The organism is Candidatus Frankia alpina, assembly GCF_902806485.1.
Classification (GTDB): domain Bacteria; phylum Actinomycetota; class Actinomycetes; order Frankiales; family Frankiaceae; genus Frankia; species Frankia alpina.
In genome coordinates this window covers 1-22,667 of the sequence record NZ_CADCWT010000057.1, presented here as the reverse complement: position 1 = coordinate 22,667, position 22,667 = coordinate 1, and the positions used below count along the sequence as shown (strand labels likewise).

The following is a 22,667-nucleotide window of genomic DNA, read 5'->3' as shown; positions in this document are numbered from 1 at the left end:
ACGGGGCCAATACTCCGCGTAGCAGATCGCAACCTAGAACGATCTTCCCGGGGCCCTGCTGCGAACCGGACGGCGCACACGTAGCGGATCGCCGACGTCGCCGCCGAACTGGAGCGCGCCTCGGGTCAGGGCCACGTCGGAACCATGGTCTACGGTCGCACCGGCGACGTCTTTCTGGACGATCCCGCCTACGACGAGTTCTTCGCCGCCGCGGCAGAACTTGCACCAGCCCGTCTTCATCCACCCGCAGCTGCCTTCGCCGGCCCTGCGCGCCGCGTCCTACCAGGGCTTCGACGAGGTCACCAATCTCGGGCTGGCGACCGCCGGCTGGGGCTGGCACCTCGACACGGCCACTGCGGCCCTCCGCCTGATCCTGCGCGGCACCTTCGACCGGCACCCGGAGCTGCAGGTCATCCTCGGACACTGGGGCGAAATGCTGCTGTTCTGGACCGATCGCGCCGACAACCTATCCCGCGTCGCCGGCCTGCAACGGCCGGTGTCGGACTACCTGCGGTCGAACTTCTTCATCACCATGTCCGGAATGTTCAACCCGGCGCTGCTGCAGCACGCGCTCTCGGTGACCACCGCCGAGCGGCTGATCTTCTCCACGGACTACCCGTTCCAGCACCCGAGCCGCCAACAGATCGACGGCTTCCTCGGCCACTTCGACTCCGAGCATGACCGCCGCAACGTCTCGTCGGCCAACGCGGCGACGCTGTTCGGCATCGAGCTCTGACCACAGCCAAAGGAACCCACTACATGAGCACGGCCCGCACCATCGTGATCACAGGCGCCGCCAGAGGCACCGTCGACGTTGCCGACCCGAGCAGCGTCACGGAACTCGCCATGATCAAAGCGCTGCTACCGCTACTCAAGACCTCGCAGCGCGGCCCGCCGACCCGGCCTGAACCCGTACGACACCGGCAGAAAATCAGTGCCGAAGATCGGTTCCAGGACCAGTTTCAACACAGCCTGAACGATCCTGTCAGCGACCGTCGGCACGGTCGTTGCATAGGGCCGCACTGGCCCGGGAGTCGTTGGGTTTTCTCGTGGTCACGCATCCGTCCCATCCGTTGGCGGGCCAGCGTGTGGAGGTTCTGTTCACGAAGCGGCGGGCGGGGACGGTGGTCTTCGTCTGCGCAATCGGTGTTTCGCGGAGTGTGACATTGCCGCGGGAGTGGACCGACCGCGGCCCACAGCCGTGCGGGCACCAGTTGTCGGTTGAGGGTTTGACCGCGGCGCGGGTGCTGGGGATGCGCTGGCGTGCCGTCGCGCGGGTGCGGGCGCAGGCGGATCCTGATGGGGAGGGTCAGGCGACCGGGGCGCACCTGCTGTGGCGGGCGACGGCGACCTTCGCGCTGGCCCCGGTCCGCATCCTCGACGACGGCAGCTACCTCGCCGAGCTGAAACCTGCCCGCGAGGGCGACGGCCCACCGCTGACGGTGCGGGTGATCGAGTACACCGTGCACTCCACCACCACCGACGGCCAGAACAGCTCGGAGCTGTTCTGCCTGGTCACTGACCTGCTCGACCCCGAGGAACGGCCCATGCTGGATCTGGCCTGCGCCTACCCGACGCGGTGGGGATGCGAGACCGTGATCGGCCACCACAAGACCGACCTCGGTGAAGGACGGCCCGTCCTGCGCTCGAAGGACCCCGAAGGCGTCGCCCAGGAGATGTGGGCCCTGTTCGCCGTCTACCAGGCACTCTCCCGCCTCATCGGCGTCGCCGCCGACACCACCGGCACCCCACCCGAAAAGATCAGCTTCCGCCGGGCCCTGGCCGCCGCGTCCGACTCCCTCCGGACCGCGGCTTTTTCCCTGGCCAGGCACTCCTCGCGTTCCTCCTCGAGATCTGCGACCCGCGCCTGGCCATCCCCGACCGCCCCGGGCGCACCGCACCCCGCAAGACCCGACGACCCAGCACCTACCCCCGCCGCAAGACCGACGACCCACCCACCCGGCCCGTCACCTACCGTCTCGAACTCCACTGCCTCGACTCTCGACTTCCGATGACCAACCATCCCCCAAACCTTCAAGGGATCACTTAACCTACGGCCATTGCGACCGGCCGAGATCGGCCAGGTGGTCGCGGGCTTTTCGCCTGTTACTGACGTGACAGAGGAGCCCGATTGATGCCGACACGATCCAGAACCGTCAGGAGTCCGATGCTCAGCGCTGGCATGGCCGCGGACGTCCCGATGCGCCTGAGCGGTAGGCAGGTCGGCACATCGACTCAAGGGAGTTCTCCGTGTCCCGAGCTGTAGATTCGCGCGCAGATTGAACGGACTGGTAGCCTCCCGCCCATCCGCTCGATGGCCGGATTCAGACCTCTTCGCCCATATCTGGTTGATTTTTCGCTCCTGATCGAGTTGCCGGCTCGGGTCATGGATGGGACGGTAGATGGGGCAATTCCGAAAGGGGGTGGGATGTGAGGTTGCCGGCTACTGTCTGGCTTATCAATATCCAGTCCTAGGCGCCTTGTGGACCATGATCTTCATTTTCCCGTAGCGCCGATCCAACATTCCTCGGCGTCTTTTTTTACCTGATCCTGAGGGGGCAGGAAATGGCCTCCCGGGAAGTCGGCCATGCGCAGGCGAAACGGGGGCAGGTCGCCGCCTATATCCGGGAGACAGCCTCCGGCGCCGGGATGGACGCGGACACGGACAAGCTCTCCAGGCTCGCTGAGCTCAAGGCGACCGGCGACCTGCCCGAGGCGGAAACCAGCGTGCCAAGGAGAAGGTCCTGCGCTGAAACCACTCGACGAGGAGGGTACGAGCGAGCGCGCCCCACCGGCGCCGCGACCAGCGGGTCTGCAGGGGTGCGGCACACCGAGGGCTGTATGGGGGTGCGCCCCGCGGGGAGAACCTGATCACGGTGGTGCGGCTGTGAAGCTCGGAAGGATGGGTAATCGTGCTTGCCTGGATGGTTCGCCGGCCGGGGCGGCGGGCGGGAGCGCCGGTGTCCCGCTTCCGACGGGTGGCGGCTTCAGCGGCGTTGGTGAGCTTCGCCGCGGCGGTTGCTGTCATGTTCGCCCGGCCGATCGACCGGCCGATTGCCTTCCCGGTTTCGGTCGCCGCTGTGACGATCGCGTTGGTAGCGGGCTGGACGGCGCTGGTCGGACGGGGGCTGCGCCGTCTGAGCGCGGCTGTCGTGGCGGCCTTCACACTCGGCGGCCTGATCGCCTTCGCGGGGGTGGTCGGCCTGACCACCGTGCTGGTCACCGCGGGCCTGCTCGTCACGTCGGGAACCGCGGCGCGCGGCGCCTTCGGACGACACCGACCCAAGGGGCTCATGGTTGGAGCCGCCCGGCGCGGCGTCCTGCTGGTGAACCCGCGCTCCGGGGGTGGCGCCGCCGACCGCCACAATCTCGCTCAGGAGGGCGCCCGGCGCGGGATCGCGGTCGTTACCCTCACGGAACGCGCCGATCTGCGTTCCCTCGCCGAGGACGCCGCCGACCGCGGAGCCGACGTGGTGGGCATGGCGGGCGGCGATGGTTCGCAGGCACTGGTCGCGGACGTGGCGCGGCGGCGAGGGATGGCGTTCGTCTGCGTCCCAGCCGGTACTCGTAACCACTTCGCCCTTGACCTTGGCCTCGACCGGAAGGATGTGGTGGGGGCGCTCGACGCGTTCGACCTCGCTGTCGAGCAGCGCGTTGACCTCGGTCAGCTCGGTGACCGCGTGTTCGTCAACAACGTCTCGTTGGGCGTCTACGCCGAAATCGTGCAGTCCGACAGCTACCGCGACGCCAAGATGGGAACGGCGGCCGCGATGCTGCCCGACCTGCTGGGCGTGGACCGCGCTCCGCCGGATCTTCGCTTCACCGGCCCGGACGGTCGGGCCGGATCGACCGCGGACGTCCTGCTCGTGTCCAACAACGCCTACCAGCTGCACAGCCTTGGTGGTTTCGGTACCCAGCCCCGGCTCGGCAGCGGCCGGCTTGGCGTGGCGGCGTTACGCGTCGATCGCGCTCGCGACCTACCCGCCCTCGTCGCGCTCGAGTCCATGGGTGCCATCAACCGGTTCCGCGGTTTCCACCAGTGGACAAGCCCCACCATGCGAATCGACTCCGCACGACCGGTCAGTGTCGGCGTGGACGGGGAGGCGCTGCGCCTGCCGCCACCGCTGGATCTCCGCTTGCTTCCGGCGGCTGTGCGCGTTCGGATCCCGCTGCACGCGCCCGGGACCCCCGCCGCGCGGCCGGGTGTCTGGGGGATGCTCCCCTCGCTGATCCGCATCGCGGCCGGCCGGTCGCCGGCGTAAGCCGCGCCGTGCGGCCTCGGGGCGGGTGTCAGCCGTCCCATCATCGTTCTCAGGGCTTCGTCTGCTCGATCGGAGTGGTCGGCGGCCCCACGGCGCCGTCGAAGGGCCTGCCGACGGGGCTCGCGGGCTCGGGTTGTGTGGTGCCGGCGGCGGCAAGGACACCCAGCGCGGCCAAGGCGACCACGACCACAAGGATGACGAGGGCGACCGATGACGGGGTCGGAGAGTTCCACAGCGCCAAGGCCAGCGCCCCGGCCCCGATGACGATCCCGCTGATGAGACGGCGATGCCTGTCCAACCAGCGGCCCGCGCCGCCGGTGCGCACACCCACCCGGGTCGCGGCCCGACCGACGGCTCCGGTGGCGTGGACGGCACCGGAGCGGACGGCCCGGGCGCCGCGTCCCGGCCCGTAGAGATATCCAACGACCACGATGATGACGGCTATGGTCAGCCAGGTGAGCGCGCTGTCTCGCAGGAAACGGACGAGAGTGTCGTAGATGGCCGCTGCCGCGTCCCGCGGCTGGGTGTCGGACGGGACGGAGTCCAGATAGACCTGGCGCATGACGGCCAGTCCCACAAGCAGCACGATCATCGTCACGCCGATTCCGATGCCCGTGGCCATGAGCCCGGCGCGGTGCGAGGGCGCCAGCCACACACCCAGCGCGGCGAGTGCCACCACGGCGACCGGCAGCCAGAGGCCGAGGACGGCGAGTAGACGCAAGGCGTCCTGAGCCTTGGTCAGTTTGTCCGTCCGCAGCAGCACGATCTGTCGGTCGACGTCGGGAATCTTGCCGGCCTTCTCCAAGCCGGCGTCGGCCAGCCGTTTCTGCACACTGTCGACGACCAGGCCAATGTCCAACACGGTCGTGTTGTCCTTGGCCTGCACGGCGCTGCCGCCCTCGCCGGTGAGAACCTTCACCACGGCGGCATGTGCCCGACGGTTCGCGTTCTCCCATACCAGGGAGAACTGGTCACTGGTGACCACCCCCTGAACCACCTGATGTACCGCGCTGGTCAGGGCGGTCTTCAGCGCGCCGGCCAGTGCGTCGGCGTGGTCCACGACAACGGGGGGAACGCCGTTTCGCGCGAGGACGCCGTCGAGCGACGCGGTGACCTGATCGACGTTGACGTTACTGACGACCCGGTCGGTCAGACGGTCGATCACCAGGTTCTGCACCGCGGGGTCGGTGGCGAGCGGGGCGACGGTATCGACGTACTGGTCCGTATCGGAGATCGTCGTGTCCGCCCAGGCGGCAATCACGCCGAGCGGCGCCACCACGACGGCCAGCAGGACCAGGAGGGACGCCCCGACGGTCCGTAGCCGGTCGTGCCGCACCGCTGCCGCGCTGCGCAGCCGCTCGTACTCCGCCCGCTCCCCGACGGACAGGGGATGCTTATCATCCGAACGCGCCGGGCCGTCCGAGCCGCCGCCAGCACTGGCAACCATGGCGCAGCCCTCCTGCTTTCTGCCTGGGGAGGCCGCCACCACGGTCCCGCGGCCGCTTCTTTCCCTGCGAGGAGTAACCATAAACCGCCGGCGGGCGAGACGGGAACGTGGTGCCGAGAAACTCCGGAAAAATATCGAAACCCGCTTCCTCTGCGTCGATCCGTTGACGTCGCATGTTTGCGGGCCGCCGGTCTCGGGCAGCCAATACGAGGAAAATATCCTTGAAATGCAAGTGATCAAACTAAGGGGAGAGTAATGACGACACAGGCTCCTGAGCGGACGCTCGGCGCGATCGCGCACGGCGACGCGCCGGTCTTCGAAGAGATCGTGCAGATGCACCTGGACACGCTTGAGCGGTCGGGCCTGGACGAGCGCACCTACCATCTCGTGCGCCTGGCGGCGCTCGTCGCCGTGGACTCGGCGCCCGCTTCCTATCTGATGAACCTCGCCGCTGCCCAGGAGGCAGGCCTCACCGCCGCCGATGCGCAGGGCGTGACCACCGCCATCGCACCGATCGTCGGAAGTGCCCGGGTCGTGTCGGCCGCGGGGAACGTCCTGCGCGCGCTCGGATTGGACGAGATCCTGAACGAGAGCCCGGAGTAACGGGAATGGTGTGAGGTAGAGCATGGTAGCGGTCGTCAGCCCAACGCAGGTCGCGGCCGGTTCGCGGCCACGGCTGTCCGCGAGGTCCGAACAGCTCACTCCGACCGAGCGCACGGCCCGAGGAAAGGGCGCGAGGATCCTCGCCCCGCGCCGGATTCACGGCGAGTATGCGCCGACGTCGGGCCGGGCCGATCCGGTCGACGTGATCGAACGGCAGTCGCAGACCCGGCTGCCCGAGCTCGTCCCGCTGCGCTACCAGCGCATGCTGGAGTCCCCGTTCCGGTTCTTTCGTGGTGCTGCCGCGGTCATGGCGGCAGATCTTGCCGGCGCCCCGGTCTCGGGGATCGACGTCCAGCTCTGCGGCGACGCGCACATGCTCAACTTCCGCCTGCTCGCCTCCCCCGAGCGCCACCTGGTGTTCGACATCAACGACTTCGACGAGACACTTCCCGGCCCGTGGGAATGGGACGTGAAGCGGCTGGCCGCGAGCCTGGTCATCGCCGGCCGTGGCAACGGGTTCGCGCCGGCGCGGCGCCGGGAGGCCGTCACCGCGGCGATCGGTGCGTACCGGGCCTGGATGCGCCGGTTCGCGGCCATGACCAACCTCGACGTCTGGTACGCCCACGTCGACGTGGATCAGCTGCGGGCCCGGCTCGCGGGCGTGCTGGGGCGGCGCTACACCAAGCGCCTGTCCCGCGCAGCCACCACTGCCCGGTCCCGCGACCGGCTGCGGGCATTCGCCCGGTTGACCGAGGTGACAGACGGCCAGCCGCGTTTCGTCTCCGACCCGCCGCTGCTCGTCCCGGTCCGCGAACTGCTCCGCGGAGCCGAGCACGACCTGCTGACAGATCAGCTCACCACCATCATCGACCAGTACGGCGCCACCCTGGCGGACGACCGGCGTTCGCTGCTCGCCCAGTACCGGCTCGTCGACGTCGCACGCAAGGTCGTCGGCGTCGGCAGCGTGGGTACCCGCTGCTGGGTGGCGCTGCTACTCGGCCGCGACCGCGACGACCCGCTGCTGCTGCAGGTCAAGGAGGCGCAGGCGTCGGTCCTGGCGGATCACCTGCCCGCCAGCCGGTACCGCAACCAGGGGGAGCGGGTCGTCGCCGGACAACGTCTGATGCAGTCCGTCGGGGACATCTTCCTCGGCTGGCAGCGGGTGGACGGCATCGACGGGCGGCACCGCGACTTCTACGTCCGCCAGCTGCAGGACTGGAAGGGCGTCGCGCTCCCCGAGCGCATGGATCCCGACGGCCTCGCCCTGTTCGCGCGGCTGTGCGGAGCGACCCTCGCCCAGGCCCACGCCCGCTCGGGTGACCGCGTCGCGATCGCGGCCTACCTCGGCGCCGGAGACGCCTTCGACCAGGCGATCACCCGGTTCGCCGAGGCCTACGCCGACCAGAACGAACGCGATCACGCGGTGCTCGCCGAGGCCGCGCGGTCCGGACGGATCAGCACGGCAGTCTGACGGGTGGGGATGGGTGATGGGGATGGGGACCCGTCGGGGTCGGCGGTCCCCGGCTCGGGCCGGCGGGATGCGCTGATCCTCGCTTTGAGTGATGCTGCAGGTGTGGTTCGACCGCGCGGTGGGTTTCGCGACAGATGGCGCGATTCGTCGGCGGAGGACCTGGCCCGCCAGTTGCGGGAGAGCGATCCGATAAACGGTGCGATGACCCTCGCCGCGCTCATCCTGATGCTGTTCTTCCCGTTCATCATCACACTGGCCGCGGTGTCGCCGCTGCGCCCCGGCGGTGCGGCGGAGATCATCATCAGGCGGATGGGGCTGAACCACGACGCCGCGATGGCCGTCGAGCGTCTCTTCACCCCCCACGGCGGCGGCGGATCCGCGCAGTCCGGTTGGACGGTCCTCGGCGCGGTCTGGCTGACCTTGGGCGGACTGAGCCTGGCCGGGGCGGTGCAGTCGGTGTACCTGCGGGTCTTCCGGCTTCCGGCGTTCGGCCTGCACGGTGTGCCGGCTCAGGTGGCCTGGCTCGCCGGACTGATCGTCTTTCTCGCCGGCACCACCGCCACCGGGGCGGTGCTCACCGGCACGGTAGTCGGCCAGGTATGCCAGGGTCTGATTGTCATCGCGGCAATGGGACTGCTGTTCTGGATCGGTACCCGGGTTCTCGTCCGTGGCCGGCTGGGCTGGCGGGAAATCCTGCCCGCAGCCGTGTTCACCACGATCGGCCTGACCGGCCTCGGGGTGGTGAGCCGGCTGCTGTTCTCGGCATCGATCGTCGAGAACGAGCGGAACTACGGCGAGATCGGAGTCGTTTTCACGCTTCTTTCGTGGCTGATCGGACTCGGGGTCGTTCTCACCGGAGGGGCGACCGTCGGCGGTTGGTACAACGAGCAGGGCCTGTCCGTCCTCCGCGCATTCAGGCGACGCGCGAGATCCTCATCCGAGTGATTGCCGTGTCCACCCACGGTCACGCACCTGAAATATTCGTCGATCCACCCCGACGCCGGTGACAGCTTCTCCCCCACTTCCCCGCCAGGACCGCGAAACGTGTGGTGACGCGCAGTTCGGGTAAGTCTCTCAATGAGACATCGCTGGTATCCGATTTCGACCTGCACAAGGGGGCTTCATCATGGATTACCCGCTTCTGTCGGCCTTCTGGACCATGTTGCTGTTCTTCGGGCTCACACTGTGGCTGTACCTGCTATTCGTCGTAATATCGGACATCTTTCGCAGTCGTGACATCTCCGGCTGGGGGAAGGCCGGATGGTTGACCGCCGTCATCATCCTTCCGCTTCTGGGTGTTCTGGCATACACCATATTCCGTGGCGATTCGATGGGTGAGCGAGCAATGGCGGACCGGCAGCGGCAGCAGGCCTTGTACCAAGGGTTCCAGCCGTCCGCGGTGCAGTCTCAGGGGGTTGCCGATGACATGGCGAAGCTGGTCGACCTCCGGAGGAATGGTGAGATCAGCGAGGAGGATTTCCAGCGGGCGAAGTCCCGCGTTCTGACCTGAGCCCCGAGTGAGATCAGTCAGTCGTGCGGGCTGACATCCGGCCGGCCGCCATCCGGCGTGTCGGCCCTGGAGGTGGTCCGGGACATCAGCGTGGCGGCGACCAGGCCGAGGACGCCGATGACGGCGAGTGTGGCCATGGCGGTGGCGTAGGCGTTCGTGGTCAGGCCGGCGACGAGGATGGTTCCGGCGATGGCGGTGCCGAAGGAGGAGCCGAGGTTCGAGATGCTGCGGGAGAGGCCGGAGATCTCGCCCTGGCGTTGTTCGGGGAAGGCGGACTGGACGACGTTGACCGAGGGGGTGAGCATCACGCCGAGGCCGAGACCGATCAGCAACAGCCCGGGGGTGAACGCCCACGGGCTGCGTGATCCGGCGATCAGGCCGATCAGGCCGATCAGGAGGACGATTCCGGCGACGGTCAGGGCGAACCCGGCCGTGATCAGAGTGCCCTGGGAGCGACGTTTCGCGAGCCGCTCGGCGGCAAGCGACGAGGCGAGCAGACCGACGGTGGCCGCGGTGAAGATGAGGCCGGTCTTGATGGCGTCGTAGCCGCGTACCACCTGGAGGAACGCGGCGACGGTGAAGGACGAGCCCATGAGCAGCAGCCACTGGATGTTCTGGGTGACGAGGCCGAGGTTCGAGTTTCGGTTGTGGAACAGACTGGTGGACAGCAGCGGCTCCCGGCCGGCTCGCTCCTCAACGCGTACCCAGTGCAGGAATCCGGCCAGCACGAGCATGCCGGCGGCCAGGAGGGCGGCCGTGAGGGCCAGGCTGTTGTCGGCGGCGAGGATGCCCATGACAATGAGGGTGAGGCCGCTTGCGGACAGGACCGCGCCGGGGATGTCGAAGTGACGGTGCGGGTCCGGCGGGAGCGGGTCGGTGACGGACCGGCTCAGCGCGATGATGAGCGCAATGACCAGGGCCTGGAAGGCGAAGGCCGCGCGCCAGCTGATCGCGGAGGTGATCAGGCCGCCGATGAGTGGGCCCGCCGCCGCCCCGAGGCCGCCAGCGGCCATGATCATCCCGAAGGCGTGGGCGCGGGCGGTGAGGTCGGTGAACAGCAACGTGGTGAGGATGTAGACCGGGGGAATCAGCAGGGCGGTACCGACGCCTTCCAGGATCGAGTTGCCGATGAGCAGTACGCCAACGCCTGGCGCAGCGGCGCTGAGCACGGCCCCTGTCCCATACACCGCGAGCCCGGTGAGGAAGCAGCGTTTGCGGCCAAGCCGGTCGGTCAGCTTGCCGCCGGGGATCATCATCGCGGCCATGACCAGGAGGAAGAGCGTGATGACGACCTGAACGGCCTGGACGGTCGTGTCGAGGTCGCGACTGATGTCGTTGATCATCACGTTCATGTTCGACCCGGCGAAGCTGCAGATGAACTGCGCGAGCGCGAGCGGTGCCAGGACTCGTCGGTCGGTGCCGGCCGACCGTGGCGGGGTGAGGGGACCTGCGTCGGGCGTCTGCTCGGTCATGGTCGCCGCGTACCTCGCTTCCAGTCGCGCCGCCGGCGGTCAGCGGGCCAGGTACTCGGCGCGGTCGAGCTCCTCGTCGAGGGCGATGGCGGCGTCGATGAGCGCGAGGTGCGTGAAGGCCTGGGGGAAATTGCCGAGCTGTTCACCGGACGGTCCGATCTCCTCGGCGAACAGGCCGACGTGGTTGGCGTAGGTGAGCATCTTGTCGAAGGCGTAGCGGGCCTGGTCGAGGCGGCCGGCACGGGCGAGGGCCTGCACATAGAGGAAGCTGCAGAGGTTGAAGGTGTCCTCGGAGCCCCGCAGGCCGTCGGGGGACGCGGCGGGGTTGTAGCGGTAGACGAGGCTGTCACTGACGAGTTCGTCGTTCATGGCGTCGAGCGTGCTCAGCCAGTCGGGGTCGTTCGGGGCGATAAAGCCGACGCGGGGCATGAGCAGCAGGGAGGCGTCGACGACGTCGGTGTCGTAGTGCTGGACGAAGGCACGGCGCTTGTCGTTCCAGCCGCGGTCGATGATCTGCCGGAAGACGGTGTCGCGGGCCGTCTGCCAGCGGGTGAGGTCGGCGGGACGGGAGTAGGCGGTCGCGAACCCGATGGCCCGGTCAAAGGCGACCCAGGTCATGAGGCGGCTGTAGGTGAAGTTCTGCCGGCCACCGCGAGTTTCCCAAATACCTTCGTCCGGGCGGTCCCAATGGTCGGTGAGCCAGTCGATGACGGCGGTGAAGGCGTTCCAGCCGCGGATTCCGCCGATGTCCCTCGCCTCGGCGAGGGCATAGGCGGCCTCGCCGTAGATGTCGAGCTGAATCTGGTCGGCGGCGGCGTTGCCGGCTCTGACCGGCGCGGAGCGGCGGTAGCCCTCCAGATGGTCGAGGATCTCCTCGGTCAGGTGGGGTTCCCCGTCGACGCGGTACATGATCTGAAGCGGTTCACCGGACGCGGTCCAACCGGCGTCGAGGCGCTCGCGTAGCCAGCGGCGGTAGGCGTTCGCGTCGTCGGTGAAGCCAAGAGTGGTCAGGGCGTGGACCGACAGGGAGGCGTCGCGGATCCAGGTGTACCGGTAGTCCCAGTTGCGTTCGCCGCCGATCTGCTCAGGCAGACCCATCGTGGCGGCGGCGATGGGAGCGCCGGTAGGAGCGTAGGTGAGCAGTTTCAGGGTGATCGCCGAGCGGGTGACCATCTCCTGCCACCGGCCGCGGTAGCGGGAGGCGCGCAGCCAGGTCAGCCAGAAGGCGCGGCAGGCGTCGAACGCGGCGGTGATCGCCTGCACGGTGGGCGGCGGACCGCCGGGGCGTCCGCCGCGGGCGGCGGCGTCACCGCTCTCGCTGGTGAGGACAACCGCGGCCAGCTCGCCGGCGTCGAGGGTGAAGCGGGCGGAGACGTCGTGGCCGTCCGGATGGAGCGCGATCGGGGCGGTCGCCTGCACGTGAAGATCAGTGTCAGGCCCGTGGAACACCACCGATCCGTCGTCGAGATGGCGCAACGTGTGGGACGCGCGACCGTAGTCGAACTGTGGCCGGCACAGCAGCTCGAAGGGCAGACTGCCGCGAACCACCCGGGCGACCCGGATCAGCCGATGCCGCGCCGACGGGGTGGTCGAGGGGTCGGGCTCCATGAAGTCGAGCACCTCGCCCACCCCGCCCGGGGCCATGAACCGGGTGACGAGCACGGCGGTATCGGTCAGGTAGAGCTGCCGGACGCCGGCCTCGTCGGCCTCGCCGAGGTCAGCGGCCAAGCGGCAGTAACCGCCACGATCGCTGTCGAGCAACGAGGCGAAGACACTCGGCGAGTCGAACCGCGGGGTGCACCACCAGTCCAGGGTCCCGTCGGCGGCGACCAGCGCCGCGGTCTGCAGGTCGCCCACGAGACCGTGATCCGCGATAGGTGGGTAGTCGTTCATGGTGGTTCCTCCCGCGGTCGTCGCAGACCATGAGCAGGCCCGACGGCCCCAGCGTCCATCCTCCGTCCCTCGGACTACCACCGCACTTTCACCGCAGGTGACAGGGACGGCCGCCGCGACAACCGCCGGACGGCGCCACCGAGAAACCGGGGCAGCTGCACTCTTCTTACCCGGGCGGCTGTGGACGAAAGGGGCGCTGGTGTGGCGTGTCGGTGATGACGAGTGCCGTGGATGGGGGTATCTCCCGCCACACCCCGGGTAGCTCGCTCAGCGGCTCCGAAAGGCCTGCGCGGGCGTGGGCGGGTATGCGCCGCAGGCGTTCGTGCTCGGGGTAGAGCATCCGGATCGCGTCGACGCTCTCAGACATGTACAAAGTGTTGACCACCGGCCCGCTGGCGTATCTGGCCGCGAACAATGTCTCGCCGTAGGCCAGCCCGACCGTCATCTGCAGGGGCTCGGCAATACCCGCGGCGGCTCCAGCGCTCTCGACGAAACCGGCCATTCTTTCCAACCCCACAATGGGGTCTTCCTCCAGCCCGAGCGTCAGGGCAAGGTGGAACATCACCTCGGAATCCGTAGAGCCTTTCATGTTAGCGAACAGGTCAGGGCGTACGGCCATCAGCAGGTCGCGGCGAAGCAAGTCGAAGCTGTCGATGTATCCATTGTGCACGAAAAGCCATTTCTGGTAGCGGAACGGATGGCAGTTCGTCTTCTGTACCGGTGTTCCGGTACCCGCCCACACGTGCGCGAGGAACATCGGGGAGTAGATCTCGTCTGCACATGCCACCCTCCCGTCCGCTATGGCAAAGGTGCCCACGCGGCGTCGAGGCAACCGCCGCTTTTACAGCCAGTACAGATCTTGACTTGAATGGTCAGGGTCTGGCCACGGGGGTCCTGGATCGAGGGCCAGGTCGGTTTGGCCGAGAAAGCAGGCGATGATGTCGGGTTGGTACCGACATACGTTTGAGAGGGTCCTGACCGTCTTGCGGTCCTACTCGACCACCTACACGATGGTCGCGAAGTTGTCGTCGGAAAGGATAATCCGACGTCTCGGCCTCGGTCCAGGACCGTCATACCCTGGCCGTCGCCTCAGGATGTTTTGGGCATCAAGACCAGGCGACCGCAGGTGCGGCACAGTCGTTGTCGAGGTTTCCCAACCGTTTACCCTCTCTTCTGGTCTCCTGGGCAAGTCTCTATAAGGCAGGAGCACAGCATTGGACTCCGCAGTCGCGGTCGTGGCGGTGACGCTGATGGCCTACGCGCTGGTGGATCGGCGCCTGCGGCAGACGCCGATCAGCGGCGCGCTGGTGTTCACCGCGGCCGGCCTGCTGGCCAGCGAACAGGTCGCGGGACTGATCACCTCGTCCGTCGGTGGGCACGGCGTAGGCGCCGTCCTGGAACTGACCCTCGCAATCGTGCTGTTCACCGACGCCATGGGGGCCGGTCTAGGCCCTTGGGCAACGGAGTCGCCGCTGCCCGGCCGGCTGCTGGGAATCGGGTTCCCGTTGACCATCGCCGTCGGCTGGGTGCTGGCGTCGGCGCTGTTCCCCCGCCTCGGCTTGTGGGAAGCGGCGCTGCTGGCGGCCATACTAGCGCCCACTGACTCGGCACTTGGGCTGCCGGTCATCAACAACCAGCGGGTTCCTCCTCTGATCCGACACGCACTGAATGTCGAAGGCGGCCTCAACGATGGCCTGGCCCTTCCGTTCGTGACCATCTTCCTGGCCCTGGCACAGGAGGAAGAAAAAACCGCCGGCCGCGGACATGCCGTGTCGGTGTTTCTGCGCGCCCTGGTGGCCTCCGGCGCCATCGGGGTGGCGCTGGGCGCCGGTGGTGCCCTGGCCCTACGGTGGTCGATGAACAGGGGCTGGTCCAGCCGGCCGTGGCAGTCGGTCGCGCTGCTGGCCACGGCGACGCTGGCATACGCGCTGGCAGACCTGATCGACGGCAGCGGCTTCATCGCAGCATGGGCCGCCGGCCTCGTGGCCGGCCTGATCGCGCGCGAGAGCTTAGCCGCGGCGCAACAGATGCCGCGAGATGTAGCCCAGCTCGGTGTCTCCGTGAGCTTTGTGCTGTTCGGCGCCCTGTTCCTGGCAGCAGCCCTCGAACGCACGACCTGGACGGCGGTCATCTATGGGCTGCTCAGCCTGACTGTCATCCGGATGATCCCGGTCGCCGTCTCGTTGTGTGGATCAAAGATCGCACCCCAGACCGTGGCGTATGTCGGCTGGTTCGGGCCACGCGGGCTGGCGTCGATCGTCTTCGCGGACCTGGTCGCCACCAGTGGTCTGCCCGAACAGCACCAGATTGTCCCGGCGGTGATGCTGACTGTTGGTATGAGCGTAGTTCTGCACGGCCTCACCGCGCCGTGGGGCGCTCGGCGCTACGGACGCTGGTACGCGGCCGCGGCAGCACGCCACCCTGAGATCCGCGAAGCTTCCCAGGCACCGCCGCCAACCCGCCTCGCCCGTCTATCCAAGGGGTCGAGAACATGATCATGGAGGCTAGCCTGACAACGATGGCTCCTCCTGGAGATCGTCGGGTAGGGGGTCGGAAGCGGTGATGGTGCGGTCGCCGGCCTGGATGGTGCGGTCGCCGGCGGGGAGGACGCAGCTTCCCAGGCTTGGGGTGGTCAGCCACTTTCGATGATCATGTGGAGTCGCGTGCCAAGCAAAAGGGCCACCACGAACAGGTCGACGGCCGGCGCGGCCAAGGGCGCGACCCAGATCGGCACCTCGAGGCGCAGGCCGAGCGCAAGCACGAGGCCGAAGCCGAAAAGGAATGCCAGGCCGACGAGGTCCCTACGATGGCGGTCACGAGTATGACCGTGGTCTCAGAAACTACCAGGTCTACGGAACATTCGTTCGAATCATTAGATGATGTTTCTGGTTTGGTCCTTACTCTGCATCGCCCCTGGTCGGGAGCCGCGTGGAGACCGGACGGACGGCAATTTCAGGGCCTACAACCAAGATCAATCGGTTCGGATGCTGGTACACGCGGTCCACCACCTCTGACCAGGCCGTTGCGGCGGCCCGGTCGCCGCGAAGATCGATAAGCGGTCGATGTGATGCCAATGTGATGCCGTTGCGTCAACAACTAATCTTAAAGGCCTGGCGAACGGCTACAGAGAGCAACATTCGCCCTGAGGGGGGTCGTCTCTCTGCGGACGTGACGTCGCGGTACGGGGCCCCTCGTCGCGCCTGTTCGATATGGCGCCGGCGTGGGTGTGGCGTTCTACAACTCGAGCCCTGAACCGTCCGGTGCGGGGCCGTCGGCGGGTGGCAGGGTCGGGGGCTGCGGTCCGGGTCGGAATCGGCGGGGAACGACATCGGCGGCGGCCTTGGCGGCGGCACGGTCGGCTTCGGCGAAGATCGCGGTATAGACGTCGCCGGTGAAGTGGACGGAGGCGTGCCCAAGAAGCTCGGAGACGACTTTGAGGTCTCTGGTGCCGAGGTAGGCGAGACTGGCAGCGGTATGCCGCAGATCGTGTAACCGGATTGGCGGCAGCGGACCGAATCTGAGCGCGGTCTCAATGGACTCCGGCGGCATGCGATGCCGGTTCGCGAGGAGATCGACATTCCAACGGTTCTCGGTGTGTTCGCGACGGATGGTGGCGAAACGGGTAAGGAGCCGTTCGAAGCGCTGCGAGATGCCGTCTGCGCTGAGGGCGCTGCCATCGGGATGGGTGAACACCCGGCCGCTGTCGATCCCTCTCCTTCACCATCCGCCGCTACCATCCCAAGGGTGGTGGTACGAAGGTACTCACCAGACCCAGCAAAGAAGCGCTTTCCAGGATCCGGCGGGGAAACGCGGACACGCTGCGTTCCCTGCGCGGCACCAACGTGGCAGCCGTGATCCGGGTCATGAACCCCAGGATCCGGGGCCAGGAGAACTACTTCCGCAACGGAGCATCAAAGGAGGCATACCAAAGCCTGGATGAACACCTGTGGCAGCTGATCTACAAATGGCTACGCCACAGACACCCAGGCAGGAGCTGGAAGTGGATCGTCAACCGCTATTTCGGCCAGTTCAACCCGGACAGAAACGACAGGTGGATCCTCGGCGACCGCAGAAGCGGCGCTTACCTCCACAAGTACGCCTGGACGCCCATCGTCCGACACACCCCGGTACCCGGCAGGAACTCACCCGACGATCCTGACCTCGCCCAGTACTGGGTCGACCGGCGGCGCAGACGAAAGCCGCCCCAGCTGGCGAAATCCCGCCTGGCCGTGCTACGCGCCCAGGATGGCAACTGCCCGCTGTGCGGCCTGCCGCTACTGTTCGACGGCGACCCGCCGGACTCCCCCAGCCAGTGGGAGCGCTGGTACACCGCCGCCGGCAGGGCGATGACCTTCACAGTCATCACCGACAGCGAGAAACGGACGAAACACCGCCTTGTTCACACCAGCTGCACCCGTCGGCATGGAGACGGAACGCGGCCAGCCCGGACCAGCCGAACAGGAACCCGCCCACCCCTGAGCTTGCCGTTTAACCTTCACCGGTAACATTGTCATAGCAGTGAGTGACGCGTGCTGCTGCTGTCGGGCGGGTCCGGCGTGTCGCCATGACACGAAACGACCTCCCGCTGATCGTGGTTTCTCGCCAAAGACACCGTGCCGTGACAGAGATTCTGCAAGAAGAACAGCCCCGCGTCGAGACGGCCGGGGACTTCGAGGTGCTGTGCCGGTTCCGGAGGGACTTCCACGGCTGCCTGACCCGGCGCGGCGACGCGTTGTTCGAGCTGACCGACGCCGTGCTGTGCACCGAGACCCCGGTCCGGACCCTGGTCGGGCTGTCGCTGGCGCCGGAACACCGGCGCGGCCACGGCGCCCTCTACGACGGGATGAACCACGGCGTGCTCGGGGCCGACGTCAGCCCGTGGCCGCGTCCGGCCGCACCGACCAGCGGCCAGCGGGCGTTCTGCCACACCTACGGCCCGGGGAAAAGGCAACGCCCAGACGGTCCCGAGCTGGCCCTACTCCCTCGTCATGGCCCTCGAGCCGGGCCGGACCTCCTGGACCGCCCCGCTGGACACCGTTCGCCTCAACCCGAACGACGACCTGACCACGGTGACCGCCGGGCAGGTCCGCGACGTGGTGCGCCGGCTCGCCGAGGCCGGGCACCACCAGAACGGCGCCCCCGACGTCCTGGTCGTCTTCGACGCCGGCTACGACGCCACCAGGCTGGCCTACCTGCTCGCCGACCTACCCGTCGAGCTGGTCGACCGGTTGCACTCGGACCGGGTCTTCCACCTGCCCGCCCCGCCCTGGCAGCCGGGAACCACGGGCCGCCCGCGCCGCCACGGCCCCGATTTCAAGTTCTCCGACGAGACCACCTGGGCGGCCCCGGACGTCTCCACCACCACCGAGACCACCCGTTACGGCACCGCCGTCGCGACCAGCTGAGACCGGCTCCACCCCGGCTCCTCCCTGCGCACCCCCGCCTGAGCCAGCCACGACGGCCCGCTACCCGTCCCCCTGCTCCGGCCGCGCGTCGAACGGCTCCCCGGCGACCGACAACCCACACCCGTGTGGCTGTGGTGCTCCCGGACCAGGGCCGCCCCCGACGACGTCGACCGCAGGCCGCAGGCCGCAGGCCGCAGGCCGCAGGCGTTCCTACGCCGCTTCGACCTCGAACACACCTTCCGGCTGTTCAAACAGACCCCGGGCTGGACCACCCCGAAGCCGCGGACCGCTGGACGTGGCTGGTCGTCGCCGCCTACACCCAGCTCCGCCTCGCCCGCACCCTCGCCGCCGACCTGCGCCGCCCGTGGGAACGCCCCACCGGACCCGGCCGGCCCGGACCCGGCCGGCCAGCAGGGTCACGCAACCGCCACCCCGCACAACACCACCCCGCCGGAAAGATCAAAAAGGACACAACTGGGGCACCGGCCGAGAAGCAAGCAGGTTAAACGGCAAGATCAGTTGGCCGACATGCCGGCCAAGGCCAGACAGCTTGGCCGCCGGACGCGCAAACCGTCACCTGTCCCGGGTTGACAACAGTTACCGGCCTTTGTGTCACGCTACTGGTCGTTGGCGTTAGGTCAGGCGGTACTCCCGATCGCCGAAGTCGGCGACGATGCGGAGCTTGCCGCCGAGGGCACCGACGTAGGCACGCAGGGTCGAGAGGGTGACGCTGTCGAGCTCGCCCCGTTCGAGGGCGGAGACGCGCGGCTGGGAGACTCCCATCGCGGCGGCGAGATCGGACTGGGTGCGGTCCTGCTCGGTACGGACCTGGGCGAGATGCCACGCCCGGATGTGATCTTCGGTGACCTCACGTGCCCGGGTCATGTCGGCGTCATTGAGGTCGAGTTCAGCGAGCAGTTCGCTGGTGTCCTCGTAGGTGTGCCAGCCGGCGGCGGCTCGTCTACTCATCGTCGCCAGCGCTACCAGATGTTCGGCGTAGCGTGCCTCGGCGAGCGGGATCGCCACCTCGTACCACCCCTGCCAGTTGCCGGACTTGTCTCCGGCGACCAGGAGCACCATCTGTCTGACGGTGTCGAACAGGAACAGAATTCTGATCTCGGTCTCGCCGGTGCCGGCTGGGCGCAACTCCTTCAGACGGTGCAGCTTGCTTCCCTTGATCCGGTCGACGAGCGAGCGACCCTCGTCTGGGCCGTGGCCGTCGACGACGTGCTGGATCGCCCGGCCGACCAGCGCCGCGCTCGCGCGATCGGTCTTGCGTAGCTCGTGCAGCCACTCCCGTACGTCGGGGTGCACCACCAGCGTCCACCGAGCCATGCCGCAGCATAACAAATTCGTTATGAGCGCGCCCGCTTTCGCCGGCGAGCCTTCCCTGGGGTCGATCGTAATGCTGCGGAGCAGCCCGCCAGGTTGGCGGAACGCCTGTCCGATCCGTTGTCGACGGTGCCGGTCCGGGGGTTACTGGGCATCACCCCTGGTCGGCGCCCGGGTGGCGACCGGCCGGGCGGCGACTCAGGCCGTGAACCAAGATCAGACAGCTCGGATGTCGGCAGGTAAGGTCCACCACGCTCCGTAGTTAGTGACTGATGCGATGAAGGGGCGGGGCCTCCGCCCCTCGGGACACTCCCAGCTGGACAGGTCCGTCGGCCCCGTCCAGCGGTGAACGGTCCCCGCCGTGCACAGGTTCGCGTGCGGCGGGGCTTTCGTCCCCGGTTGCCCGACGTCGGCCTGGTTCTTCTCCCAGCGCTCAGGGCCGGCCACCGGGGCGACGTGGGCGGCCACGGCCTCGCAGCCGAAGGGGGCGGCGGGCGGCCGCGATCGGGAGCAGGTGACGAATTCTGTCCGTCATGCTCTCGCAGGACTCGCGGCCCCTAGGTATATTAGGATCAAACCTAGGAAGGTTAGGAAGACTGTGTCGCGTGAGAGGCTCACCCCGGACGCCCTGGTGTCCGCAGCCGTCGACCTCGCCGACGAGATCGGCTTCGACCACCTGACGCTGTCGGCGCTGGCCAAGCGCTTTGGCGTCCGCGACGCCAGCCTCTACACCCACATCCGGGGGCTCGCCGACCTGCAGGAGCGCGTGGCGATGCTCGCGCTCGGCGAATGGGCCGACACGCTCGGCGCAGCCATCGCCGGACGATCCGGCCACACCGCCCTCAGCGCCTTCGCCGACGCCTACCGGACCCTGGCCACCGGCCATCCCGGCCGCTACGCCGCCGCCCGGCACCCGGTCTCGCCCGAGCGACTCGCCGAATCGGGCAGCACCGCACGCATCATCGACGTCTGCTAAGCGCTCCTGCGCGGCTACGACCTGTCCGAACCGGACGCCACCGACGCCGTCCGGCTGCTACGCAGTACCCTGCACGGCTTCAGCGACCTGGAGGCCATCGGCGGCTTCACCGCCGACCACAGCCTCGAAACCTCGTGGCGGCGAGCGGTCGAGACCCTCCACCACACCCTGACCAACTGGTCGAAGATCTAGACGGGAGAAGACCATCCCTACCGCGACGCTCACCGTCAACGGCACCACCATCGACTACGACCAGCGCAGCGACGACGGCCCACCGCTGTTGCTCGCGCCCGGCGGCGCCGGCCACGCCGGTGTCCTCGACCGCCTCGCCGCACACCTGGCCGGGCACTACCGCGTCGTCGCGATGTCCAGCCGCGTCGCGTCAGCGACGCGAGCCGACACCATCGAGGAGGAACAGCACCCGAAGGTCCACGCCGAGGACACCCTCGCCCTGATCGAGAAGCTCTTCGACGAGCCGCCGACCGTGTTCGCCTTCAGCTCCGGCGCCATCACCACGCTCGAACTTCTGGCCCGCCACCCCGAGCACGTCCGGCTCGCGGTCGTCCACGAGCCACCGGTGACCGTCCTGCTGCCGGACGCCACGCGCCATCGGAGCGCGTTCGAAGCAGTCCGGGCGGCCGCGCGGACCGACGGCCCGGCCGCGGCGGCACGGCTCATGACCGCCGCCATGACGACCCCCGGGACCGACGCCACCCCTGCGAAGCTGCACCACCCCGGCGACTGGCTCGACGGCTACGCCGACACGCAGCCCGAACCCCCGACCCCAGAACTGCTGGAGCTGTTCACCCGCCTCGCCGACCTCCAGCCGCTGTTCCTCGAGCACATCCTGGTCCCCTTCACCACCAACGAACTCGACCTGACCGCACTCGACGCGGCGTCTCCACGCCTCATCCCCGTCGCCGGCATCGACTCCCGCGGCCAACTGCCGTACCGGGCCGCCGCGGCACTCGCTACCCGGCTCGGCCAGCCCCTGACCGAGCTTCCCGGAGGTCACCTCGGTCCCGTCGAGCGGCCGGCGCAGTTCGCTCACGCGCTGAGGGCACTGCTCGAGGAGCGCTGAGGGGGTGATGTCAGGAGGATGGGTTTGGAGCGGGGATGAGCGAGGCCCGGAGCCTGGGAACACCGACGATCGCCGTGACCAGACGGGTAGGAGTGTCCGAAACAGCCAGGTCTACGGAACATTCGTTCGATCCAGTAGATGATGTTCCGGTAGGCGGGGTCACCTCGTATCATCCCTGGCCAGGGCCCGTGTGGCGACCGGGCGGACGGCGATTTCAGGGCCTGCAACCAAGATCAAAGGGTTCGGATGCTGGTACGTAAGGTCCACAACGAAATAGTGGCGCAACCTGCATGGTTGGCATGTCCTACGCACCCGGTTCGGGGCCGTTGATCGTTGTGGCCCCGATGTGGCCCCCGCGGTGCCGCGTCACGCACCGCGTTCACGACCTTCTCCGCTGCCGCTTGACCGGTCGGCCGCAGCAGGTGTGCGTACAGGCGTCCGGGGGTCTGTTGCACGGGCTGCGGTCCACCCCGGCGCCCGGCGCCGACGTCACGACCCTGATATCACGGCGAAGGTGCCGCCTCAGCTCCCGCCGGGGGTGCCTCGCCGGGCTCTCCGGCAGCCGATGGCCGCCCGCGCGCCGACGTCCATTCGAGCGTGACGACCAGGTGCGCCTCGGCCGTGGACTTGGTGATGGCGAATCCCACCTCGCCTGCCGTCTTCACGCCCATCTCCACGGAGACCCGGTTCGGTGGGGCCGCCAGGGTGTCGAGGTTCTCCGAGACCGCACCGGCAATCGCCCGGATCACCCGCAGTCCCTGCTGGAGACTGCCGCTGTCACGGTGACCACCGGGACCCCGGTGACGGCCCGCGGGAACGACGCCGTCAAGGTCCTCCAGGGATTCGAACAGGACGATATCGCCGTCGGGGGTCCGTACCTCTAGGTATTCGGTCATGATGGTCCCTCCGCGATTCCTGGCTACCGGGGGCAGAGCGGTCCGGAGTGAATCCCGGGTTGCCGGACGGTGGGCTCGGAAATGGCCGGGCTGTTGGCGACAACGGCGCAGACCCGCCTCGTCCAGGCCGCTGGTTCGGTGGATTCGAGAACGCTGGCGTGATCAGTCGAGAACCCGATGCCCGCCAGGGCGAGCGGGCCTCCGGGGAAACGGCTGTCCGCTATGGTGAACGACTGCATGGGATGCCCGAGGAATCCGGGGATACCGAAGAAGCGGTTGCGTGACCAGTGCGCCACCGCGGTGGCCGATCCGGCGGTCG

The 22,667-nt window shown here is 68.2% G+C and carries 21 protein-coding genes and 2 pseudogenes; 14 read left to right on the top strand and 9 right to left on the bottom strand.

Going from position 1 to position 22,667, the window contains the following annotated elements; genetic code table 11:
* The first annotated feature begins 220 nt into the window (after positions 1-220).
* The 4 genes and pseudogenes from G6R25_RS09075 to G6R25_RS09060 all read left to right on the top strand — a co-directional run bounded on the left by G6R25_RS09075 (position 221) and on the right by G6R25_RS09060 (position 4,262).
* Positions 221-736, top strand: coding sequence for an amidohydrolase family protein (locus tag G6R25_RS09075; RefSeq protein WP_205446989.1), 516 nt, complete (start codon positions 221-223; stop codon positions 734-736).
* 313 nt (positions 737-1,049) lie between these two features.
* Positions 1,050-1,187, top strand: a pseudogene (locus G6R25_RS30285) (DUF5372 family protein); the annotation flags it as partial.
* Between the two features lie 42 nt (positions 1,188-1,229).
* On the top strand, positions 1,230-2,015 hold the full coding sequence (locus tag G6R25_RS09065) for a hypothetical protein (RefSeq protein WP_235947887.1): 786 nt from the start codon (positions 1,230-1,232) through the stop codon (positions 2,013-2,015).
* 897 nt (positions 2,016-2,912) lie between these two features.
* Positions 2,913-4,262 carry a diacylglycerol/lipid kinase family protein gene (locus G6R25_RS09060; RefSeq protein WP_235947885.1) on the top strand — a complete coding sequence of 450 codons (1,350 nt, stop codon included), beginning with the start codon at positions 2,913-2,915 and terminating at the stop codon, positions 4,260-4,262.
* A gap of 49 nt (positions 4,263-4,311) precedes the next feature.
* On the opposite strand, the gene G6R25_RS09055 is transcribed toward G6R25_RS09060, so the two are convergent.
* Positions 4,312-5,709, bottom strand: coding sequence for a hypothetical protein (locus G6R25_RS09055; protein ID WP_163552615.1), 1,398 nt, complete (start codon positions 5,707-5,709; stop codon positions 4,312-4,314).
* 255 nt (positions 5,710-5,964) lie between these two features.
* Here G6R25_RS09055 and G6R25_RS09050 point away from each other — a divergent pair, with 255 nt between their 5' ends.
* The 4 genes from G6R25_RS09050 to G6R25_RS09035 all read left to right on the top strand — a co-directional run bounded on the left by G6R25_RS09050 (position 5,965) and on the right by G6R25_RS09035 (position 9,293).
* The gene (locus G6R25_RS09050) at positions 5,965-6,312 is read left to right on the top strand and encodes a carboxymuconolactone decarboxylase family protein (RefSeq protein WP_163552614.1); all 348 of its coding nucleotides are present in this window, start codon (positions 5,965-5,967) and stop codon (positions 6,310-6,312) included.
* Between the two features lie 22 nt (positions 6,313-6,334).
* Positions 6,335-7,783: a DUF2252 domain-containing protein gene (locus G6R25_RS09045; RefSeq protein WP_235947883.1), complete on the top strand. Its 1,449-nt coding sequence runs from the start codon at positions 6,335-6,337 to the stop codon at positions 7,781-7,783.
* Between the two features lie 201 nt (positions 7,784-7,984).
* Positions 7,985-8,728, top strand: coding sequence for a ribonuclease BN (locus G6R25_RS09040; RefSeq protein ID WP_205446988.1), 744 nt, complete (start codon positions 7,985-7,987; stop codon positions 8,726-8,728).
* A gap of 181 nt (positions 8,729-8,909) precedes the next feature.
* Positions 8,910-9,293, top strand: coding sequence for an SHOCT domain-containing protein (locus G6R25_RS09035; RefSeq protein ID WP_136449217.1), 384 nt, complete (start codon positions 8,910-8,912; stop codon positions 9,291-9,293).
* A 17-nt stretch (positions 9,294-9,310) separates the two neighbouring features.
* On the opposite strand, the gene G6R25_RS09030 is transcribed toward G6R25_RS09035, so the two are convergent.
* The 3 genes from G6R25_RS09030 to G6R25_RS09020 all read right to left on the bottom strand — a co-directional run bounded on the left by G6R25_RS09030 (position 9,311) and on the right by G6R25_RS09020 (position 13,445).
* Positions 9,311-10,765 carry an MFS transporter gene (locus tag G6R25_RS09030; RefSeq protein ID WP_163552612.1) on the bottom strand — a complete coding sequence of 485 codons (1,455 nt, stop codon included), beginning with the start codon at positions 10,763-10,765 and terminating at the stop codon, positions 9,311-9,313.
* A 39-nt stretch (positions 10,766-10,804) separates the two neighbouring features.
* On the bottom strand, positions 10,805-12,658 hold the full coding sequence (locus G6R25_RS09025; protein ID WP_163552611.1) for a glycoside hydrolase family 15 protein: 1,854 nt from the start codon (positions 12,656-12,658) through the stop codon (positions 10,805-10,807).
* Positions 12,659-12,824: 166 nt separating this feature from the next.
* Positions 12,825-13,445, bottom strand: a complete 621-nt coding sequence (locus G6R25_RS09020; RefSeq protein ID WP_268903873.1) for a class II glutamine amidotransferase — start codon at positions 13,443-13,445, stop codon at positions 12,825-12,827.
* 463 nt (positions 13,446-13,908) lie between these two features.
* Here G6R25_RS09020 and G6R25_RS09015 point away from each other — a divergent pair, with 463 nt between their 5' ends.
* Complete coding sequence (locus tag G6R25_RS09015) at positions 13,909-15,153, top strand: cation:proton antiporter domain-containing protein (RefSeq protein WP_235947890.1); 1,245 nt, start codon at positions 13,909-13,911, stop codon at positions 15,151-15,153.
* A gap of 137 nt (positions 15,154-15,290) precedes the next feature.
* Here G6R25_RS09015 and G6R25_RS29580 read toward each other — a convergent pair whose 3' ends face one another.
* Both G6R25_RS29580 and G6R25_RS09010 read right to left on the bottom strand, forming a co-directional pair.
* A complete protein-coding gene (locus G6R25_RS29580; protein WP_328591912.1) occupies positions 15,291-15,419 on the bottom strand; it encodes a hypothetical protein in 129 nt (42 codons plus the stop codon).
* Between the two features lie 473 nt (positions 15,420-15,892).
* Positions 15,893-16,351 carry a tyrosine-type recombinase/integrase gene (locus G6R25_RS09010; RefSeq protein WP_336500986.1) on the bottom strand — a complete coding sequence of 153 codons (459 nt, stop codon included), beginning with the start codon at positions 16,349-16,351 and terminating at the stop codon, positions 15,893-15,895.
* A 29-nt stretch (positions 16,352-16,380) separates the two neighbouring features.
* Here G6R25_RS09010 and G6R25_RS09005 point away from each other — a divergent pair, with 29 nt between their 5' ends.
* Together G6R25_RS09005 and G6R25_RS29575 are read left to right on the top strand one after the other, a co-directional pair.
* The gene (locus G6R25_RS09005) at positions 16,381-17,163 is read left to right on the top strand and encodes a group II intron maturase-specific domain-containing protein (RefSeq protein ID WP_336500995.1); all 783 of its coding nucleotides are present in this window, start codon (positions 16,381-16,383) and stop codon (positions 17,161-17,163) included.
* 122 nt (positions 17,164-17,285) lie between these two features.
* Positions 17,286-18,569: pseudogene (locus G6R25_RS29575) on the top strand (transposase).
* 127 nt (positions 18,570-18,696) lie between these two features.
* On the opposite strand, the gene G6R25_RS29570 reads toward G6R25_RS29575, so the two are convergent.
* Complete coding sequence (locus tag G6R25_RS29570) at positions 18,697-19,398, bottom strand: type II toxin-antitoxin system RelE/ParE family toxin (RefSeq protein ID WP_161983135.1); 702 nt, start codon at positions 19,396-19,398, stop codon at positions 18,697-18,699.
* 595 nt (positions 19,399-19,993) lie between these two features.
* Here G6R25_RS29570 and G6R25_RS08990 point away from each other — a divergent pair.
* The 3 genes from G6R25_RS08990 (at position 19,994) to G6R25_RS08985 (ending at position 21,452) form a co-directional block, all read left to right on the top strand.
* Positions 19,994-20,371, top strand: a complete 378-nt coding sequence (locus G6R25_RS08990) for a TetR/AcrR family transcriptional regulator (protein WP_205446987.1) — start codon at positions 19,994-19,996, stop codon at positions 20,369-20,371.
* Between the two features lie 6 nt (positions 20,372-20,377).
* Complete coding sequence (locus G6R25_RS31330; RefSeq protein WP_205446991.1) at positions 20,378-20,563, top strand: TetR-like C-terminal domain-containing protein; 186 nt, start codon at positions 20,378-20,380, stop codon at positions 20,561-20,563.
* 88 nt (positions 20,564-20,651) lie between these two features.
* On the top strand, positions 20,652-21,452 hold the full coding sequence (locus G6R25_RS08985; protein ID WP_205446986.1) for an alpha/beta fold hydrolase: 801 nt from the start codon (positions 20,652-20,654) through the stop codon (positions 21,450-21,452).
* Between the two features lie 503 nt (positions 21,453-21,955).
* On the opposite strand, the gene G6R25_RS08980 is transcribed toward G6R25_RS08985, so the two are convergent.
* Together G6R25_RS08980 and G6R25_RS25090 are read right to left on the bottom strand one after the other, a co-directional pair.
* Positions 21,956-22,348 (bottom strand): CU044_2847 family protein, encoded by a 393-nt coding sequence (locus tag G6R25_RS08980; protein ID WP_163552608.1) that lies wholly within the window; start codon positions 22,346-22,348, stop codon positions 21,956-21,958.
* A 23-nt stretch (positions 22,349-22,371) separates the two neighbouring features.
* The coding region (locus G6R25_RS25090; protein ID WP_205446985.1) for a hypothetical protein at positions 22,372-22,667 on the bottom strand (296 nt) is incomplete at its 5' end.

Coding starts and splice junctions, on each gene's coding strand:
- G6R25_RS09055 (WP_163552615.1), bottom strand. CDS start 5,709: ATGGTTGCCAGTGCTGGCGGCGGCTCGGACGGCCCGGCGCGTTCGGAT.
- G6R25_RS09050 (WP_163552614.1), top strand. CDS start 5,965: ATGACGACACAGGCTCCTGAGCGGACGCTCGGCGCGATCGCGCACGGC.
- G6R25_RS09045 (WP_235947883.1), top strand. CDS start 6,335: ATGGTAGCGGTCGTCAGCCCAACGCAGGTCGCGGCCGGTTCGCGGCCA.
- G6R25_RS09040 (WP_205446988.1), top strand. CDS start 7,985: ATGACCCTCGCCGCGCTCATCCTGATGCTGTTCTTCCCGTTCATCATC.
- G6R25_RS09035 (WP_136449217.1), top strand. CDS start 8,910: ATGGATTACCCGCTTCTGTCGGCCTTCTGGACCATGTTGCTGTTCTTC.
- G6R25_RS09030 (WP_163552612.1), bottom strand. CDS start 10,765: ATGACCGAGCAGACGCCCGACGCAGGTCCCCTCACCCCGCCACGGTCG.
- G6R25_RS09025 (WP_163552611.1), bottom strand. CDS start 12,658: ATGAACGACTACCCACCTATCGCGGATCACGGTCTCGTGGGCGACCTG.
- G6R25_RS09015 (WP_235947890.1), top strand. CDS start 13,909: ATGGCCTACGCGCTGGTGGATCGGCGCCTGCGGCAGACGCCGATCAGC.
- G6R25_RS29570 (WP_161983135.1), bottom strand. CDS start 19,398: ATGGCTCGGTGGACGCTGGTGGTGCACCCCGACGTACGGGAGTGGCTG.
- G6R25_RS08980 (WP_163552608.1), bottom strand. CDS start 22,348: ATGACCGAATACCTAGAGGTACGGACCCCCGACGGCGATATCGTCCTG.